General features: G+C 51.8%; 16 protein-coding genes and 1 pseudogene. 11 read left to right on the plus strand and 6 right to left on the minus strand.

Annotated features, from left to right (window positions below):
* Window positions 1–34 precede the first annotated feature (34 nt).
* Both aguA and TU82_RS22565 read left to right on the plus strand, forming a co-directional pair.
* Window positions 35–1,141 carry an agmatine deiminase gene (gene aguA, locus TU82_RS22560; protein ID WP_057725458.1) on the plus strand — a complete coding sequence of 369 codons (1,107 nt, stop codon included), beginning with the start codon at window positions 35–37 and terminating at the stop codon, window positions 1,139–1,141.
* A gap of 236 nt (window positions 1,142–1,377) precedes the next feature.
* Window positions 1,378–1,593: a hypothetical protein gene (locus TU82_RS22565; RefSeq protein WP_057725459.1), complete on the plus strand. Its 216-nt coding sequence runs from the start codon at window positions 1,378–1,380 to the stop codon at window positions 1,591–1,593.
* A 26-nt stretch (window positions 1,594–1,619) separates the two neighbouring features.
* On the opposite strand, the gene TU82_RS22570 is transcribed toward TU82_RS22565, so the two are convergent.
* Window positions 1,620–3,707 (minus strand): TonB-dependent receptor, encoded by a 2,088-nt coding sequence (locus tag TU82_RS22570; RefSeq protein ID WP_057725460.1) that lies wholly within the window; start codon window positions 3,705–3,707, stop codon window positions 1,620–1,622.
* Between the two features lie 408 nt (window positions 3,708–4,115).
* Between TU82_RS22570 and TU82_RS22575 the strand changes: the two genes are divergently transcribed.
* Window positions 4,116–5,402: an OprD family porin gene (locus TU82_RS22575; RefSeq protein ID WP_057725461.1), complete on the plus strand. Its 1,287-nt coding sequence runs from the start codon at window positions 4,116–4,118 to the stop codon at window positions 5,400–5,402.
* A gap of 80 nt (window positions 5,403–5,482) precedes the next feature.
* Here the strand turns inward: TU82_RS22575 and TU82_RS22580 are convergent, their stop codons facing one another.
* Genes TU82_RS22580 through TU82_RS22590 form a run of 3 tightly spaced genes read right to left on the minus strand, consistent with a single transcriptional unit; the run spans window position 5,483 to window position 8,419 of the window.
* Window positions 5,483–6,481 carry an NADP-dependent oxidoreductase gene (locus TU82_RS22580; RefSeq protein ID WP_057725462.1) on the minus strand — a complete coding sequence of 333 codons (999 nt, stop codon included), beginning with the start codon at window positions 6,479–6,481 and terminating at the stop codon, window positions 5,483–5,485.
* The gene (locus TU82_RS22585; RefSeq protein WP_057725463.1) at window positions 6,478–7,260 is read right to left on the minus strand and encodes an SDR family NAD(P)-dependent oxidoreductase; all 783 of its coding nucleotides are present in this window, start codon (window positions 7,258–7,260) and stop codon (window positions 6,478–6,480) included. Before TU82_RS22585 ends, TU82_RS22580 begins: the two co-directional genes overlap by 4 nt.
* A gap of 58 nt (window positions 7,261–7,318) precedes the next feature.
* The gene (locus tag TU82_RS22590) at window positions 7,319–8,419 is read right to left on the minus strand and encodes an alkene reductase (protein ID WP_057725464.1); all 1,101 of its coding nucleotides are present in this window, start codon (window positions 8,417–8,419) and stop codon (window positions 7,319–7,321) included.
* A 146-nt stretch (window positions 8,420–8,565) separates the two neighbouring features.
* Here TU82_RS22590 and TU82_RS22595 point away from each other — a divergent pair, with 146 nt between their 5' ends.
* Together TU82_RS22595 and TU82_RS22600 are read left to right on the plus strand one after the other, a co-directional pair.
* A complete protein-coding gene (locus TU82_RS22595; protein WP_057725465.1) occupies window positions 8,566–9,141 on the plus strand; it encodes a TetR/AcrR family transcriptional regulator in 576 nt (191 codons plus the stop codon).
* A gap of 112 nt (window positions 9,142–9,253) precedes the next feature.
* On the plus strand, window positions 9,254–9,895 hold the full coding sequence (locus tag TU82_RS22600) for a BRCT domain-containing protein (RefSeq protein WP_057725466.1): 642 nt from the start codon (window positions 9,254–9,256) through the stop codon (window positions 9,893–9,895).
* A 656-nt stretch (window positions 9,896–10,551) separates the two neighbouring features.
* Here the strand turns inward: TU82_RS22600 and TU82_RS22605 are convergent.
* A pseudogene (locus TU82_RS22605) lies at window positions 10,552–10,845 on the minus strand (hypothetical protein); the annotation flags it as partial.
* Between the two features lie 644 nt (window positions 10,846–11,489).
* Between TU82_RS22605 and TU82_RS22610 the strand changes: the two are divergent.
* The 5 genes from TU82_RS22610 to TU82_RS29365 all read left to right on the plus strand — a co-directional run bounded on the left by TU82_RS22610 (window position 11,490) and on the right by TU82_RS29365 (window position 17,155).
* Window positions 11,490–12,722, plus strand: a complete 1,233-nt coding sequence (locus TU82_RS22610; RefSeq protein WP_057725468.1) for an NAD/NADP octopine/nopaline dehydrogenase family protein — start codon at window positions 11,490–11,492, stop codon at window positions 12,720–12,722.
* Between the two features lie 192 nt (window positions 12,723–12,914).
* The gene (locus tag TU82_RS28225; protein ID WP_082632061.1) at window positions 12,915–14,177 is read left to right on the plus strand and encodes an MFS transporter; all 1,263 of its coding nucleotides are present in this window, start codon (window positions 12,915–12,917) and stop codon (window positions 14,175–14,177) included.
* A 38-nt stretch (window positions 14,178–14,215) separates the two neighbouring features.
* Window positions 14,216–15,043 carry a 2,3,4,5-tetrahydropyridine-2,6-dicarboxylate N-succinyltransferase gene (gene dapD / locus TU82_RS28230; RefSeq protein WP_072024064.1) on the plus strand — a complete coding sequence of 276 codons (828 nt, stop codon included), beginning with the start codon at window positions 14,216–14,218 and terminating at the stop codon, window positions 15,041–15,043.
* Between the two features lie 102 nt (window positions 15,044–15,145).
* Window positions 15,146–16,738, plus strand: coding sequence for a flavin monoamine oxidase family protein (locus TU82_RS28235; RefSeq protein WP_248842643.1), 1,593 nt, complete (start codon window positions 15,146–15,148; stop codon window positions 16,736–16,738).
* 36 nt (window positions 16,739–16,774) lie between these two features.
* Complete coding sequence (locus TU82_RS29365; protein WP_276307143.1) at window positions 16,775–17,155, plus strand: c-type cytochrome; 381 nt, start codon at window positions 16,775–16,777, stop codon at window positions 17,153–17,155.
* A gap of 197 nt (window positions 17,156–17,352) precedes the next feature.
* On the opposite strand, the gene TU82_RS28240 is transcribed toward TU82_RS29365, so the two are convergent.
* Complete coding sequence (locus TU82_RS28240; RefSeq protein WP_082632063.1) at window positions 17,353–18,057, minus strand: SDR family NAD(P)-dependent oxidoreductase; 705 nt, start codon at window positions 18,055–18,057, stop codon at window positions 17,353–17,355.
* A gap of 165 nt (window positions 18,058–18,222) precedes the next feature.
* On the opposite strand from TU82_RS28240, the gene TU82_RS22620 reads away from it, so the two are divergent.
* Complete coding sequence (locus TU82_RS22620; RefSeq protein ID WP_057725470.1) at window positions 18,223–18,432, plus strand: hypothetical protein; 210 nt, start codon at window positions 18,223–18,225, stop codon at window positions 18,430–18,432.
* Window positions 18,433–18,567: the final 135 nt, after the last annotated feature.

An 18,567-nucleotide genomic window follows, 5' to 3' on the forward strand; every position in this document is an offset into this window, starting at 1 on the left:
GTCGGCTTTCACCCCATTCGGAGCCTTGATCGTCATGACCACCCTGCACAGCACGCCTCGCGCCGATGGCTTTCATATGCCCGCCGAATGGGCGCCACAGACCCAGACCTGGATGATCTGGCCCGAGCGCCCGGACAACTGGCGCCTGGGCGGCAAGCCTGCGCAGGCAGCCCACGTGGCCGTGGCCAAGGCCATCGCACGGTTCGAACCGGTGACCGTCGCGGTTTCCGCCGGCCAGTACGAAAACGCCCGCAGCCGCCTCGACGTGCCGAATATCCGCGTGGTGGAGATGTCCAGCGACGACGCCTGGGTACGGGATACCGGCCCGACGTTCGTGATCAACGACAGTGGCGAAGTGCGCGGTGTGAACTGGGATTTCAATGCCTGGGGCGGTTTTGACGGCGGTCTGTATGCGCCGTGGAACCGCGACTCACAGGTGGGCGGCAAGATCCTCGAGATCGAGCGCGCCTCGCGTTACCGCACCGAAGGCTTTGTGCTGGAAGGCGGTTCGATTCACGTCGACGGCGAAGGCACCCTGATCACTACCGAAGAATGCCTGTTGAACCGCAACCGCAACCCGCACCTGGATCGTGCAGCCATCGAGGCGGTACTCAGCGCCAACCTGGCTGTGGATAAGATCATCTGGTTGCCCGATGGCCTGTTCAACGACGAAACCGACGGCCATGTGGATAACTTCTGCTGCTACGTGCGCCCGGGTGAAGTGCTGCTGGCCTGGACCGATGACCCGCAAGACCCGAACTACGCACGCTGCCATGCCGCCATGGACGTGCTGCAAAGCAGCACGGACGCCCAGGGTCGCTCGTTCACGGTGCACAAGATGCCGATTCCGGGGCCGCTGTATGCCACCGAGGAAGAATGCGCCGGTGTCGATCCGGTGGACGGCAGCCAGGAGCGTAATCCGAGCGTGCGGTTGGCCGGTTCCTACGTCAACTTCCTGATCGTCAACGGCGGCATCATCGCGCCGAGCTTCGATGACCCGCTGGATCACCAGGCCAAGCAGATCCTGCAGAACCTGTTCCCGCAACACGAAGTGGTGATGGTGCCGGGCCGCGAACTGTTACTGGGGGGCGGCAATATTCACTGCCTGACCCAGCAGCAACCCGCCCCGCAGAGAAATTGAGTGCAGTTGTAACAGTGACTTGATGACGAGTGAGTACCGCGCGATAGCGGTGTTCCAGGCAAGCCCGCAGCCCTGCAAGGTCGCGGGCTTTTTTGCGTCTGGATACCTGTGAGTACGGGACATTGGCATAGCTCTTGTATCGCAGAGAAATGACAGGGCACCCAGGTCATGACCGCATGGTTCTGTCACATACCTTGAGTAAGTTAGCCGCTCACGCAGCAGGAGAGAGCGCTGAAATGAATGCCGAAATCAACCCGATGTACATGCGCACGTTCCACCCGGTGCGGGTCGATGGCGATGCGATCCACGCGCTGGGGCTCTGGTTGAAGGAAAACGGCTCGCGGCAAGTCAGGCAACAGCCTGACTTGCGCAGCGTGATGAGTGAACGCTACCCGGCGGGTTTGTTCACGGAGGATGAGGTGCAGGTGTTGTGCGAGCTGATGAGTCACTGAGGAGCGCCCACACCACAGGAGAAACACTAGAAACTGTAGGTGCCCGTCACCACCACACTGCGCGGCTCACCCGGCTGAATCTGCGCGACGCTGGTGGCCGAGGCGTAATAGCGTTTGTCGGCAATATTGTTCAGCGCAGCCCTCACGTCCCATTCTTTCTGACGGAACCCGGCCAGCGCGTCCCAGCGACCATAACCGGGTAACACCACGGTATTGAGGTTGTCGGCATAACGATCACCGACCAGGGTCAGGCCGGTTTCCGCATACCAGCCCATCTGTGGTTTCCAGGTGATGAACACGCTGGCATTGCGCTTGGCCACGTCGCTGATGCGCTTGCCTTCGAAACCATTGTTGTCCTCCTCGACCTTGGCGTCCTGCAGGCCGACGCCGCCGCGCACATACCAATTGCCGACGAGCTTGCCGGTGGCGGTCAGCTCGATGCCGCGCGAACGTTGCTTGCCGGTCAGCAGGGTAATGGTGCGGTCGAGCGGGTCGCTGGTGCGGCGGTTGTAGAGTTCGAGTTCGTACACGGCCAGGGTGGTGCTCAAGCGGTCGTCGAGCCAGTCGCTTTTCACCCCGATTTCCTTCTGTTTGGTCAGCTCGGGGCTCAGGTCGTTGACGCTGCCGGCGGCGTTCGGCGTGATGCCGATCAAACCGCCGCCTGCCGGGGAGAATGTCTTGCTCCACGAGGCGTAGAAGGAGTGATGCTCCAGCGGCGTCCACACCAGGCCGACGCGGGGGCTGGTGCTGTGGCTTTCGACGTCCTGTTGAGTGTTGAGCAGCTTGTTGGTGGTGTCCACGTCGAAGCGGTCATAACGCAGCCCGCCCAGCAGTTGCCACTGGTCGTTCAGGCGCAATTGGTCCTGCACGTACAAGGCGCGGCTTTCGACTTCAGTGTGGTTGTCGCTCGAAACGCTCATCCGCCCGGTGTGGCTGAGGTGACGGTTGGGTTGGTTCAGATCAAGGCTGGGTACAGCCTGGCCGCCCCGATTGGGCGCGGTGGCCGTGTAGAGTGTCGGGTCGCGGCGCTGGCTGCCCAGTTCAATCCCGGTGAGCAGGCGGTGCTCCAGCCCGAAGGTATCGAAACCCCCTTCCAGCTCGAGGTTGTTGAACACATTGCGGGTGGTCAGGTCCTGCTGCCAGTGCTGGCGGCTGACGGTGTTGGTTCTTGCGTCGTAGCCGGTCTGGTAGGTGTTGTCGAAATCGCTGTCGAGCTTGAACACGCCCAGGGTATGGCGCAGTTGCCAGTTGTCGTTGAGCTCATAGGCCAGCTTGGAGCGCAGGGACTGGGAGGTGTCATCGATGTAATCGCCGCTGGAAAAATAGGTGGTGCTGCGACTCACCTCCGCAGGGCGCCCATTGACCCCGGGGATGCCACGGTCCGGCGTGCGGTTGTAGCGGCTGTATTCGTATTGCACCAGCCAGTTCAGCTCGGGCGTGAGTTGCCAGCTCATCGACGGTGCGAACAATTGGCGGTTGCCACTGACGCCATTGCGAAAGCTGTTGCTGTCCTGGTTGCCCATGTTCAGGCGCAGGCTGATGTTATCGCTGGGGTCGGTACTCAGGTCGGCGTACAGGCTGCGCATATCGTTGCTGCCGCCCTGGGCTTCGAGGCTGGAGCTGCGCCCGGGGGTGGGCAGTTTGCTTACACGGTTGACGATGCCGCCCTGGCCGCCGCGCCCATAGAGCACGGCGGCCGGGCCCTTCAGCACTTCGATACGCTCGATGTTGTGCAGGTCGCGCACGTATTGGCTGTCGTCGCGGATGCCGTCCAGGTAGAAGTCATTGCTCGCGTCAAAACCGCGGATACGCAGGCTGTCGAAGCGTGTGTCGGCGCCGCTGCTGACGTTGGGAATACCGCTCAACGCCTGGCCCAGCTCGTTGGTGCCATAGGCGCGCAAGCTGTCGGTTTTCACCGAATCGATCGCCTGCGGCACATAACGCACGGCAGTTGCGGTGCGCGTGGCGGTGTTGCTTTGCTTGACGCGTGGATCGTCTTCATCGACTTCGGCGCTGATCGAGGTGGCGGGCAAGACCGTGGCGGCACAGGCAAAACCGGCAGACAGCACAACAGAAAGCCCAAGGAAAATGGGCGTCAGGCGAGGGGCGGGCATGGGGAAATGTATCCGAATTGTCAGGGACGGGAAAGTGCGCGAATGGTAATGCTTTGCATTTGCTTGCGGCATCTATTCCCAAACGTATCGACTGCTAATTTGTTACTTAGTGTGTTTTTTTAAAGGGGGGCTGGGATTTTTGAACGTTTGCCCAAGCGCAATAGGTCAGTGCTTAGAATTATTTAGCCTAAATACAGGTGGTTCACGAAATTGACACATAGTTCAACGCGCGCATAGGATTGCGTGCAACGCCTGTGGCTAACAGCCATGACTCATCCAATAAGAAAAGGCCCGCGGCAGTTCAGTCGTCCGCGGGCCTTGTTTTTTCTGGAGAAAGTCGACACCGGAAAGTGATTTGGGGCCTGGTGTCATAGCGCGTACTCAACCAGTAATAAGGAATATAAGAACATGTTGAAGCAACGGATGAGTCTGATCGCTCTGGGGATTTTGAGCGCATCGACGGCGATGGCGAACGACCAGGAGCAATCCAAGGGTTTCGTTGAAGACAGCCACCTGAACATTGCAGCACGCAACGCCTACATCAGCCGTGACTACAAGAACGGCAAGCAGGACAAGGCCGAGTGGGGCCAGGGCTTCATCGGCAAGTTCGAGTCCGGCTTCACCCAGGGCACTGTCGGGGTGGGTGTGGACGTGATCGGCCAATACGCCATCCGTCTGGACGGTGGTAAAGGTCGCAGCGGCGCCGGCGGTATCGACTTCTTCAAGCAAGGCGACAGCGGCGAAGCGGCCAACGACCTGGCCAAAGGCGGCGCAGCCGTCAAGGCGCGCATTTCCAACACCGTGATCAAATACGGTCAGCAGATGCCGGCCGTGCCGGTCCTGCAGTACGACAACTCGCGCCTGTTGTCGGAAACCTACGAGGGCACCTCGATCGTTTCCAAGGAAATCGCCGGCCTGCAACTGGACGCCGGGCACTTCACCAAGGAAGCCCGCAAGAGCGCTGAGGGCAGCGACAGCGGCCGCCTGAAGAGCATCAACTACATTGGTGGCAGCTACAAATTCACCGAAAGCCTGTCGGCTGCCTTGTACGCCTCCGATATGCAGGACGTGCTGAAGAAGCAATACGTCAACGTCAACTACGTGCTGGCGCTGCCAGAGAAGCAGTCGCTGACCTTTGACTTCAACGGCTACAAAACCAAGCTGGACCGCAGCTTCGCCCTGGAAAACCAAGGTGATGCGGACGCGCGCGACAACAAGATCTGGAGCCTGGGCGCTACCTGGGCTGTTGGCCCGCACAGCTTCACCGTCGCCCACCAGCGCAGCACCGGCGACACCGGCTACCTGTACGGCGGCTACCGCAACGCAGGCGGTGTCGGCGACGGCGGCAATACCATCCTGCTGGCCAACTCCTACTGGTCCGACTTCAACGGCAAGGACGAGCGCTCCTGGCAAGCCGGTTACGGCATCGACTTCACCACCTTCGGTGTACCGGGCCTGACCTACAACGTTGCCTACGTGCGCGGTACCAACATCGACGACGGCACCGGCCGTGGCGATGGCACCGAGCGTGAAATCTGGAACCAGTTCAAGTATGTGGTCCAGAGCGGTCCGGCCAAAGACCTGAGCCTGCGTGCGCGTGCCTCTTGGTTGCGCGTTTCCAACAACGCCAGCAACTACAACGTAGGCGGTAACGAGCTGCGCCTGTTCGCCGACTACCCGATCAATGTTTTCTGATTGATCGCGCGTCGCGCCTGATGCCAGGCAATAAAAAAACCCCGACTGGTTCGGGGTTTTTTTATGGTTGAGAAGCAAACTTATTGGAGGGTAATGGTGACTTTGCCTTTTGCCCTGCCCTGATCGACGTACCGCAACGCCTCTGCGGTCGATTCAAACGGGAAAGAGCGATCGATAACCGGTTTGATAACGCCCGCCTCGATCAACGCGGTGATGTTCTGCAGTTGCATGCCGTCGGCATGCATAAACAAAAATGCATAGCTCACCCCGCGCTTGCGGGCTTTTCTGCGAATGCCGCTGCTCAGCAGACGCATGACCTGCCCCAGCACCCAGGGCAAGCCTTGCGCTTGGGCAAACTGCGCGGTCGGCGGCCCCGACAGGGAAATAAGCTGTCCGCCAGGCTTGAGCACCTTGAGCGATTTCTCCAGTACATCACTGCCGAGGCTGTTCAACACCACGTCGAAATCGCGCAACTCGTTGGCAAAGTCCTGCTGTTTGTAATCGATGACCACATCCGCCCCAAGTGCTTTCACCCATTCGACATTCGCGGTACTGGTGGTGGTCGCAACAAAGGCGCCGAGGTGTTTGGCGAGCTGGATCGCGAGCGTGCCGACACCGCCGGAACCGGCATGAATCAACACCCTCTGGCCTTTTTTCACCTGGGCGGTTTCAACCAGCACCTGCCAGGCCGTCAAGGCGGCCAAGGGCATGGCAGCTGCTTCGGCCATGCTCAGGTTCGCCGGTTTGAACGCCAGCGCATTTTCATTCACGGCGATCAACTCGGCAAACGTGCCGATCCGCGACTCGGGAGGACGCGCATAGACCTCGTCTCCCGGCTTGAAGCGCGTGACCGCCGCTCCTGTGCGAACGACCACCCCGGCCAGATCATTGCCCAATATCAATGGAAACCTGTAGGGCAGGATCAGTTTGAATTCCCCCGTGCTGATCTTCGAGTCCAGCGGGTTCACGCTCGCTGCATGCACCTGGATCAGCACGTCATGCACACCGACCGCAGGGTCGGGCACTTGGCCAATCCTTCCGTCCTGTTTGCCGTAGCGGTCGATAAAAAATGCCTTCATGGTAGATAGCGCTGCGCCACGGTGGACTGCTTGATCTGCGCCAAAAGTCCCTGACGCGCGGTTTGCAGCGCATCCCAACGCTCGCCTTCCTGCAGCGCCGGGATGGTCACCGGTTCGCGACGGTCGAAGCCCAGCAGCGCGGCATCCACCAGCGCATCCACTTCCATGATTTCGCTCAAGGTATTGATGTCGATACCGGCGCGATCCCAGATTTCCGTACGGGTGGCAGCGGGCAGTACGGCTTGCACGTAAACACCTTGAAGCGACAGTTCCAGGCTCAAGCCCTGGGACAGGAACAGCACAAACGCCTTGGTCGCCCCATACACCGACATGCCGAACTCAGGCGCCAGCCCCACCACCGAACCGATGTTGATGATCGAGCCTTCACCTGCCTTGGCCAGGCGCGGTGCAATGGCGCTTGCGAGCCGTACCAGCGCGGTGGTGTTGAGGGCCACCAGTTGCGCAACGCTGTCGGTGCTTTGCTCGATAAAGGTGCCCGATTGCGCGGCGCCGGCATTGTTGACGAGGATGCCGATATGCGCGTCATCGCGCAGGCGCGCTTCGACGGTGTGCAGGTCGGTGATTTGCGTCAGGTCGGCCTGGAGCACCTCGATGGCGACGTTGTGTTTGTCGCGCAAGGTGGCGGCGAGCGTTTCCAGGCGTGAGTGATCGCGGGCGACCAACACCAGGTCATGCCCGCGTTGAGCGAAACGCTCGGCATAAACCGCGCCGATGCCGGTGGAAGCGCCAGTGATTAGAACGGTAGGGCGAGTGGTCATGATGTCAGCTCTTTATCAGGGACAGGGAGTGGGATGGATGCAGATAAAACAGGCTCGGTCAGTTCGCGGCAGCGCTTGATTCGGCCAGCGTCGGGTAGTCGATGTAGCCCGTCGCACCGCCGCCGTAGAGCGTGGCGGGGTCGAAGGCGGACAGTGACGCGCCGGCCTTGAACCGCTCCACCAGATCGGGATTGGCGATAAATGGGCGACCAAAGGCGATCAGGTCGGCCTTGTCATGCGCAAGGCGCGCCTCGGCCAGGTCAAGGTCATAGCCGTTGTTGGCGATGTAGGTGTTCCTGAAGCGTTGGCGCAAGGCGTCGAAATCAAAGGGCGCCACGTCACGTGGCCCGCCGGTCGCGCCTTCGACGACGTGCAGATAAACGATGTCCAGCGCATTGAGTTGATCGACGATGTAATCGAACTGCGCCTGTGGATCGCTGCTCGACACACCATTGGCCGGCGACACCGGCGAAAGGCGAATACCCGTGCGATCGGCACCAATCTCGGCGACCACCGCCGCCGTCACCTCCAGCAACAACCGCGCACGGTTTACGATCGAACCGCCGTAGGCATCCGTACGCTGGTTGGCGCCATCCTTGATGAACTGATCCAGCAAATAGCCGTTCGCACCGTGGATCTCCACGCCATCGAAGCCTGCGGCGATGGCGTTTGCCGCCGCCTGGCGGAAATCATTGACGATGCCCGGCAGCTCGTCGGTCTCCAGCGCTCGCGGCTCGGAAACGTCCTCGAAGCGATTGTTGACGAACACCTTGGTCGCGGGCCGAAGCGCGGAAGGCGCGACCGGCGCCGCGCCTTGGGGCTGCAGATCCACGTGGGACACACGGCCCACATGCCACAGCTGCAGGAACATTTTCCCACCCGTGGCATGCACGGCATCGGTCACCTTGCGCCAGCCTTCTATCTGCGCCTGCGTGTAAATGCCTGGCGTGTCTTGATAACCCTGGCCTTGCTGCGAGATCTGCGAGGCTTCGGAAATCAGCAAGCCCGCGCTGGCCCGCTGGCTGTAATAGGCAGCCGCGAACTCACTCGGCACCAGACCCTTGCCGGCGCGATTGCGCGTGAGTGGCGCGAGAACCATACGGTTCGACAGCGTCAGGTTGCCCAGTGTGTAGGGAGTAAACAGATTCAGATCGCTCATGGGTGTTTGTTCCGTGCCCGTGGGTGAAAGTCATAGCGCTTGGGATTAGGATGATGACCGAAATCTAAACTGTCAACGGTTTTGATTATGAATGACATCTATGTATCATTGGCCAATGAATTTCAGCGGTAGCGAGGTTATCGAACATGCGCGTATCCAAGGCCCAGGCCCAGGCAAACCGGGAGCACATCGTCGAAACGGCTTCAGTCGTGTTTCGCGAGCGCGGCTTTGACGGCGTCGGCGTGGCCGACCTGATGGCCGCCGCCGGCTTCACCCATGGCGGCTTCTACAAACATTTCGGCTCCAAGGCCGACCTGATGGCCGAAGCTTCGGCCAACAGCCTCGCGCACTCCCTGGCCGGCGCCGAAAAGTTGAGCGTGAAGGATTTCGTGGATATGTATGTGTCCAGGGAACATCGCGACAGCCGCGCCACGGGGTGCACCATGGCGGCGTTGTGCGGTGATGCGGCGCGTCAGTCGGGGGAATTGAAATCGGCCTTTGCGCAGGGCATCGAGCACATGTTGCAGACGCTCGGCGAAAAATGCCCGACCGGTTCGGATGAGGCGCCGGAAGAGGCGCGGGCGAAAATGATTGATCTGCTCGCGCGTGCGGTGGGCGCGATTATGTTGTCGCGGGCTTGTCCGGATGATTCGGCGTTGGCGGATGAGATTTTGGAGGTGTGTAGGGCGCGGATGGGTGGGGCGTTGTCGATTGAGTCGTAGAGTGGGAGGCGCTGCGGAGGCGGACGGTAATGGTCACTACAGCGCCTATATCGGTTGATGTCTCTAGGCTAGTATTGGAGATATCAGCAACCGTATGACAAGGAAGGTCGTAATGGATCTACACAACGAGTTCGAAAAAAGTAAATTCTTTCATAGTGCCCGGATCGACCGCCGCTCTGCCGACGCATTGGTCGGCTTGGCCGCTGGTTTGACGGCTGATGGTGTAGTGACCACTGGCGAAGCTCTATTTCTAAAACAGTGGCTGGACACCAATCTGGTTCATCTTGATGATCCAGTAATAAATCTTCTGTACTCCCGCTTATCGAGCATGCTTCAAGACAACGTCTTGGACGCTGACGAATCCCAAGAGCTGCTTAGTCTTTTGCGCAGTTTCTCTGGCCTGCCTTTACAACGTCCTAAGGGTGTTGAGCCGGGTTTTGTCGCGCCTAACGATTTGCCTTTCAATGCACCTGAGCCTGATCTGATCTGGGACGGCAAGATGTTCGTTTTCACCGGGATCATGGCTTACGGACCTCGCAAGGATTGCCAAGCGCTGATAGAAGAGCGCGGGGCGCTGATTGCTGGAGGGGTGAGTAAGAAAGTGCATTATCTAGTCGTTGGCAGCGTCGGTAACGAGCAATGGCGCCACAGCAGTTATGGCACCAAAATCATGAAGGCGGTGGAGCTTCGCGAAGCGGGGGCGCCGATAGCCATTGTTGGTGAGAGTCATTGGCAGCGTATGCTGTTTGGTTGAGGCTTCGTTGCTTTCACCGAGATTTGAACGCGCCTGGTTGCATGCTGCAACGGCGTTCATGCCAGTGTTTGCTCGATTTGTCTTGATATTGCTATCGCGAGCAAGCTCGGTTCTTACAGAGAGAGTCTCGCTGGCGGTGCCGCTGTATTGGATGAAGCCTTCGTAGCTTTTGACCGCTCCTGCAAAAACCAAACGCGCACAAAAAAGGCCCACCTTTCGGTGAGCCTCTTTCAATGTGCGTATGGTGCGGGACCAGGAGTCGAACCAATCAATAACTTATTGATGACGTTCGTTATTATCTATGAGACTGCGCTTTTCTACCTCTAAAACTACCTCAAGAGCGCTTGCTTGTTGATTGCGTAATTGCATGGCCTTGACCACCCATTTGCATTCGATTTAACCAGTGCACATCGTATCCATGACTGGCTAAATTCAACCCGAAGGGGACGCGGTGGGATCGTCACCATGGCACGGGATAAAGCCTGTGCAACGGCCGGACGCAGAGCGTCCAGAGCGGCATTCCCACTCAGAGCGTGGGAGTGATCATCAACGCTTGACCATCGGAATCGCCGGAAATTGAAACCCGTCGTCTATCCTTTTTTGGGTGAAGTCGTCGCCGCTGTCTTGCGCCTTGCTGCGATACGTAGTGGCGGTTAATTCCATTTCCCTTGAGCCCAGATGTAGGCGATGTCGCCGCACCAGACCTGATTCGGCGCCAGCACATCAAACGCTCGATTCAAGATGTTCGGAATGTCAGGCCGCCCAACCGTCACTTGTTTGTAGGCATGTGATCCAGGTTGTTTGCTAACCAACTCCAACTCCAACTCCAACTCCAACTCCAACTCCAACTCCAACTCCAACTCCAACTCCAACTCCCGCATCACGCCACGCACCTTGAACCGTCCGATTTGCTCACCGTCTTCCTGCATCATCGACACGATGCTGCGGCTAGGTGTGTTTACCATCCGCTTACAAAGCAGCTATTCAGTCTATTTGTAGACAGTTCTGCATTGCGGTTTACCAGGACGACCTCATGAAGCCGCGCTACTGCTTGATCAATATTTAGTTTATGAAGAAAATTTAATGTTGGTTGGTTCTGTATTAAATTCTTATCTAAACAACCTTTGCCTTATCTAGCAGCGCAACCCTGGACTACGACACGCTGCTGTCTTCGCTGTTTAAATTCGAATCTATTCATTACTTTAAGAATATAACTCATTGAAAAATATAGGATGACGCCAAATATTTTTAGCGTAGTCAGCTCGCCTTACACCAAATAAACAGGAAAAAAAAGATATTTTTCTAACGCTAATTTATGAATAAGCATAGATAAATAAATTAATTGACATGATTCAGTACGAGAATTATTTATAAGTCGCAACTGAGGAATATTGAAAAATATAAAATTACAGGAGTTCACATGAAATCGATAAGCCATCACTCGCCAGTCTCGACCCATCTCCCCCTGCGACACATTAACTGCTCCCCACATCCAAACTCACCGTCTGACGTTTAATCAGCTGTAAAAAAGACAACCTCTGAAAAGCACACTATGCATTAGGTTTTTTCAACTTAATTTATTATGAGCGATAAAATGACAAATAATTTAATCATTGGCGGTGGCCACGTGGGGAAAATGCTTGCTTACGATCTTCTTAAGAACGGGGAGAAGACAACGCTTGCAACGCTATCTATCAATTCATATGAAGATATAAGGTCAGTTAAAAAGCTGAAGTTAACTCTTAAAAATGAGCTGACTGATGAGGTTGAGTCTGGGGATATCCATGGGCTAAATTTAATAATGTTTCACGGTAGCGAGATAAACGAAGAATTCAAAGAGAGCGAGAATATTTTTATCTGCGTGCCTGATATACCTAAGTTAAGGTTAGAGATACTCCAGAAAATCAAAAATTTAAATCTGCATAACAAGCGATTTATCTTCATTCGTGGGGGGCAGGGATGGATTCCATATTTGGCCACTCAGTTAGAAGTTCGTTATAATCCGCAAAATTGCAGTTACTTAATGGTCGAAGACTCCTTGTACGGCTGTCGTTTTGTAAAAAATCAGATATCTTATAAACGGAAGTACTCAGTTAATGTGGCGTTGCTAGGTGCCGACCCACTAGATAGTATTAATCAAATTCAAGACCTGCTATGTAATATTTCACATCCAAACTGGCCGAGTTTAGTGGAGGTCACGCCTGTAGGGCTTATGTTCGATGCGTTAGGGTACATTGTTCATACGGCAGTTATATTGTATGGGCCTAACTTGGAGAAGACAAAAGCAGGCATAGTTTACAATCACTATATAGAGGGCATTAATGAAGAGCTTTGTGCTCACTTGGAGGTGCTAGATCAAGAGCGGGTGCGATTGGCACAAAAATTTGGGGCGGCAGTGATGCCGTTTAAAGAAACTCTTGGCAGGCAGTACAATGTAAAAGTTGGTGCATCTCTGTTTGATACTCTGTCAGAGTGCAAAAATGTATATAAGTCTTCGTCGCCTACAGATCTTGATGCGCTAAAAAATAGTAGGGCTATCAATGAGGATATATCAGCGCTTTGGGTGATTCAACACCTGGCCTCTCTCTTTCCAGGCGAGTTTGAAGAGACATTAAAGTATGCTAAATGGATATCCGCCACTTGCGAGAGTGAAGAGATATCTATTGATATTCTCAAGTACTACGCATTAACAATTAAAATTCTAGCTCCTTCAGTAAGCGAATTTAAAAATCTATTTACAAGACATGAACCGATACATGTGGTTGCTGCGAGTAGTCTGCATAAAGCATCAATGCACGAACGAGCAACGTTGAGTATTAGTATTTGATTTCGGGGTGCTTTCTCATAATAAAAGTAATGGGGTTTTTCGTTTAATGAAGAAGATGAGAGCAGTAGATGTTCATCCGCCGTAAATAGGGCGCAGCTGATGGCAGCGTATTTTATTCGCTTTCGATGGGATATTATCACTAATGATTTAAGAGCGAGCTTGGTTTGGTTATAAGGCTTTGGAGTGTAGAACATGTCCGGCGTCGCACAGCAAAAAGAGAGTATTGACTCATCAAAAATAATAAGACTACTTTTGTTTTTTTTGTTTTTAAATGGAGTCTGTGATGGTTCTTTGATGACTTCGTTAGCTGTATATATATCTGATGTAAAAGGAATGGGTTTTAGAGGTGTATCGGTTTTCTACACATCCTTTGGAGTTTCAAGTGTGGTTATCTCGTTGCTGACCACGAGCTCTGTGGGAAATATATCTATTATGAAAAGAGCATGTGTAGGAACGATTTTATTGGCCGTCGGATATCCGATGGTTTTATTAGTCAACAGCAGTGGATTTATATCTATTCCCGGGATGATTTGTGGTGCGGGTATGTCGCTTTACATTTCTGCACTAATAGGGTTTCTCAACGATCTATCAACAGATGCTACAAGACGTACGGTGTTCTCACAGAGAAACCTATATGTCAACGCTGGCCAATGTATAGGTTCGTTATTAATAGGGTCTATGATTTATTTTTTTGGCAACGCTATTGCAAACTATTTTCTAATTTACAAGCTATTTTGCATGCTGTTTTTTGGAGTAATTTGCTGGGTGAAATTCAACTCAGATGTCGGAATATTGAATGAGATAAAAGAAAGTTTTAAAAGTGATATCGATGATAGAAAAAGCAATATGTCGATGATTTTTTTTGCACTTTTATTTAATTTTTTAGCCACAATGATTGTGGTCGGTCAAATTGACACGGTTTTGCCTTTAATAGCAACCGAGCTTATGCATGTCGATGTGGCTAAGTTCTCAACAATTATTGTCGCCAATACGCTAACTGTTGTATTTTTTCAGTCGTATGTTTCAAAAATTTCTAGTCATATAGGTGAAGGTAAGGTTCTAACGTTGAGCGCGGTACTTTGGGTTATTTCCTATTTATGGTGCTTAATTGGAATATGTTTAGTGCCAGGCCAACCGACCATGATTCTTGTTGTGTTCTCAATAATTAGTGGTGTCGGCCAGTGTCTTTTTTCTTCTGCCTATTACCCGTACATCAGCAAAGCCTCTTCATCATCAGATTTTAAAAGATTTAGCTCTGCATCCAGCGCTGCTTTCAATTGTGGAAAGGCGCTTGGGCTTAGCTATTCCGGATTCGCACTAAAAACCCAAGATGTTTACTTTGTTTGGTGGTATTTGATGTTGTCATGCCTTGCTATGTTGGTTTATACAGCTGGTACTCAAGTGTACATCGAAAAATCCAAAGGGAATATTGAAAGAATAAAAGCGCTGTCTTGAAAATGTTATAAAAATGTCCATTCTGACTGGTGATTTAAATGATAGACGATCTGAAGCGTACTGTTGAATCAGCTTGGGAAACGCTTAATTCGTCCTCGCACCTTGATATAAGCAAGGATCAGATTGATGCGGTAGCGTATACGTTGCATCAACTGGATATTGGAGTATATAGAATTGCAGAGAAGCAAGCGGTTGGACAATGGAAAGTTAATCAGTGGATGAAAAAAGCTATTCTCTTATCCTTTAAGTTAAACGCAAATGAAGTGATAGCGGCGGGTGATCTTAACTTTTACGATAAAGTAAAAACGAAGTATGCGAATTTGAGCGCGGATGAAATCCAATTGACAGGTGTAAGGATTGTTCCGCCGGCTGTAGCGAGACAAGGCAGCTATATTGCTAAGGGCGTGATCTTAATGCCAAGTTTTGTGAATATAGGCGCATATATTGATGAGGGCACAATGGTGGATGCTTGGGCAACCGTAGGGTCATGTGCGCAAGTAGGTAAGAATGTTCATCTGTCGGGTGGAGTTGGCTTAGGTGGCGTATTAGAGCCTTTGCAATCCAATCCGACCATTATTGAAGATAATTGCTTTATTGGTGCTCGCTCAGAAATTGTAGAGGGAGTGATTGTAGAAGAAAATTCCGTTATATCGATGGGGGTTTACATTGGTCAAAGTACACCGATATACGACCGCGCTACTCGCACTATAAGTTACGGTCGTGTTCCAGCTGGCTCAGTAGTGGTCAGCGGTAGTCTACCAAGAGATAACGGAGAGTATAGTTTATATGCAGCTATCATCGTAAAAAGGGTTGATGCTCAAACGCGCTCCAAGACGAGCTTGAACGATCTGCTGAGAGCTGAATAAGCATGCGTTTTTAGCTCGCTGTGTAATGTCTTTAATGCATTGAATAACTGCTTATGCAGTGATTTATTTGTAGCTACTTCTACTTGATTAGAGAAACTTGAGATGGATGATAATCACACCATAAGTAGGCGCCGCGTACTCAGTTGGATTGGGAATACAGCTGGCGCCTCCGCAATGTATCAAGCACTGAACTCTTTAGCATTTGCATCGGAGTCAAACTACGACAGTGATTTTTCACTCTCAGGGGGCGGGGCTGGAACTAAGGTCATTATTTTGGGCGCGGGTCTTTCTGGGATGACAGCAGCGTATGAGCTGCGTAAGGCAGGATATTGCGTAAAAATACTTGAATACCGCCCTGTTGCTGGTGGGCGGAGTTGGACGATAAGGGGTGGAGACCAAATATTAGAGCTTGGGGGCGAGAAGCAGCTTTGTAAATTTGATTCAGGACTCTATTTTAATCCAGGCCCATGGAGAATCCCTTATCATCACTATGCAATGCTAAGTTATTGCAAAGGATTTGGTGTAAAGCTTGAGCCATTTATCCAAGTAAACCATAACACCTTACTTCATTCAGCAGCGGCTTTTGGAGGTGTGCCACAGAGCATGCGGGAGGTCCAAGCTGACTTTCATGGCAACATCTCAGAACTGCTCAGCAAATCTATAGATCAGAAAGGACTTGATGACGATTTATCCTTAGAGGATAGGCAAAAACTCCTTGAAGCTCTAAGAGCTTGGGGGGGGCTTGATAAAAGCGCGCAGTATAAGAAATCCTTAGAAAGCAGTCTTCGTCGGGGGTTTTCAATTCAGCCAGGTGGGGGGCTTATGCCACAGGCTCAATATTCTGAAACCCTTGAAAAAGGAGCGCTTCTAAATTCCGGCCTTTGGCGCTTTTTACTGGATGGGGGGGCTTATGAATTTCAACCCACCCTTTTCCAGCCAACCGGGGGGATGGATATGCTTGCCCACGCATTCGCAAAAAGGCTTCCGGGCTTAATTCAATATAATGCGAACATTAAAAGCATTCATCAAAATAGTAACGGAGTAGAAATTACATGGCAAAGCACGCGTTCTCCTAATTCAACTCAAACAGAGTTGGCAGACTGGTGTATTTGTACCCTGCCTCTTTCTATTCTAAATAAAATCCCCAACAACTTTAGTTCGCGTTTATCTGCTGCTATACAGGCAGTACCCTATGCACCCTCTGTAAAAATTGGTTTGCAGTTCAATCGACGCTTTTGGGAGTCAGATAATCATATTTATGGCGGTATATCTTATACGGACTTACCGATTTCGAAAATAAGTTATCCAAGCTGTGATTATGGTGCGACTGGAAAAGGCATACTTCTTGGCGGCTATATTTGGGGGCCGAATGCATATGAGTTCTCCGCCATGTCAGGAGCTCAACGTATTGAAAAAGCATTATATTACGGTTCGAAACTTCATCCACAATATTTAGCGGAGTTTGATTCTGGGGTTTCTGTTAGCTGGCATCGCAATCCATGGACCAATGGTTGCTATGGCCAATGGAGTAATGAATTACGCGCTAAACATTATGATGCAATCTGTGATATTGATAATCGTGTAGTACTGGCTGGAGAGCATGCCTCATATATCCCCGCTTGGCAGGAAGGTGCGATACTGTCTGCGCTTGATTGCGTAAAGCGACTTCACACTAAAATCCTTAGCGGATCGTAACAAATGCCTAGAATAGTGACGTTTGTCGTAAGCGCTATGTTGCTAGCTGTATTCAGCTCGGGGTTATACGCAGAGCCTTTTTTGAGTGAGTATTCTATCCTTCACGAAAAGCCAAAATTTAAAGAAGTTACGGGTGAACAGATATTCGATTCAGTATGCAAGGGGTGCCACATGAGCGATGCCGCTGGCGCGAAAGGAGCTGGCTACTATCCTGCTTTAGCTCATGATCAAAAACTCTACGCTGCAGCATATCCGATCTATATAGTCGTGGAGGGTATGGGTAATATGCCTGCATTCAAAGACTATTTAAGCGATGAGCAGATACAGAGTGTTGTGAATTATATTCGGACGAATTTTGGAAATGATGCAAAAGGCGACGTTGGTGTTGAAGCTGTGAAAGCTATCAGTAAGCGATAGAAATACAGTACCTGCAAGAGAAGCTTGAGTTAGTGGCTGGAGCCTATTTCCTGTAGCTAGCACAAGCTAGATATTGTATTCCATAGTAAAGACCAGAATTTTTATAATAGCCCCTACCTATGCTGTCGCTTCGTTTGTCTGTTTTAGTTAGGGGCTATAATACTATTGAGTAAAATTCTACTCCTAAGATGGCTCGCTTACCAAGGAAGAATTTGAACCTGCTCTTGTTCCAAACTATAAAACTGAGATGGGTCTGGCCGTGATTCAATGAATTTGAATAGTCGCTCAGCAGAGTCCTTTGCTGAAAGCGTAGCACCATTTACACCTATCCCAGTGCTTAATCGACCAGGATGGACTGTATAGCTCAGCAGACTATTTCCCAGTTCGTTCATTATGCAGAGCGATAGCATATTGAGTGCTGACTTAGAAATTCGATAGGTGTAAGAACACCCCGTTTTAGAAATGTTTCCGTCTGCATTTTGCGCGATGGATCCTCGACGCGAGGAAATATTGACCACCGTCGCGAGTGAAAAGGAAGCAGCTAATCGTTTAATTAATTGTGCTGGGCCCAGGCAATTGACCTCTAATGCTTTTCTTATTTCTTCAGTCGTTTCTTTGAATATTGAGTGCTGTTTGCTTCCTATGCCGGCATTATTAATCAGTAAGTCTATTTTTGTGAAGCTTCTACTAATTAGGAAGTTTTCTAGTTTAATAAGATTGCCGTCCAAGTCTTTCGACAAATAATCCAGCGTGAATGTTTCATCTGCTAAATTTGAATTTTTCAGTTGAGAAAGTTTTTCTGGTGATTTGCTTATGCCGACGACGGTATATCCACAAAGCTTTGCTTGGCGGCATAGTGCATTTCCGTAGCCCCCAGTGGCCCCTGTAATGACTGCTATCATAAAACTCCAAATTTTAAGTGATAGTTATTTTTAAGCGGTTTGAATTATGTGCCCCGTAACCGAACTGCTAACGACGGAGGATGGACTCATAACCCGAACCGCTAGGATGTGCTCAGGCGGGTTCAAGGCTATCTTTCATCAATGGTCTCAGTATGAGGGTGCCAGATGAGCATCGACAAGACGACTAAATTCACCAGTATCCGCAGTGAAGAAAACGCGAACCTACTGCTACGGGTTGGATGGACGCTTTTGCTCATAGCTGATCGTCAGGAAGGCATTTACCAATGGCTGCTTTATCAGTTCGGATGGCAGAGAGAGGGAGAACCACCTGAAATCACTTTTACTGGCGTTGAAGGTGGCCCTGATCCGTTCTGATAACGCCGCAAAAACGGACGATGAGACCAGAAATACCATGGCAAAGATGGCTCCATCTTAAATAAAAATTCATTAAAAACAATCAATTGCATTGTATTTGACCAAACTTTTGCATTCGACTTACCCATTTGCATT

Source organism: Pseudomonas orientalis (genome assembly GCF_001439815.1).
Taxonomy (GTDB): Bacteria; Pseudomonadota; Gammaproteobacteria; order Pseudomonadales; family Pseudomonadaceae; genus Aquipseudomonas; species Aquipseudomonas orientalis.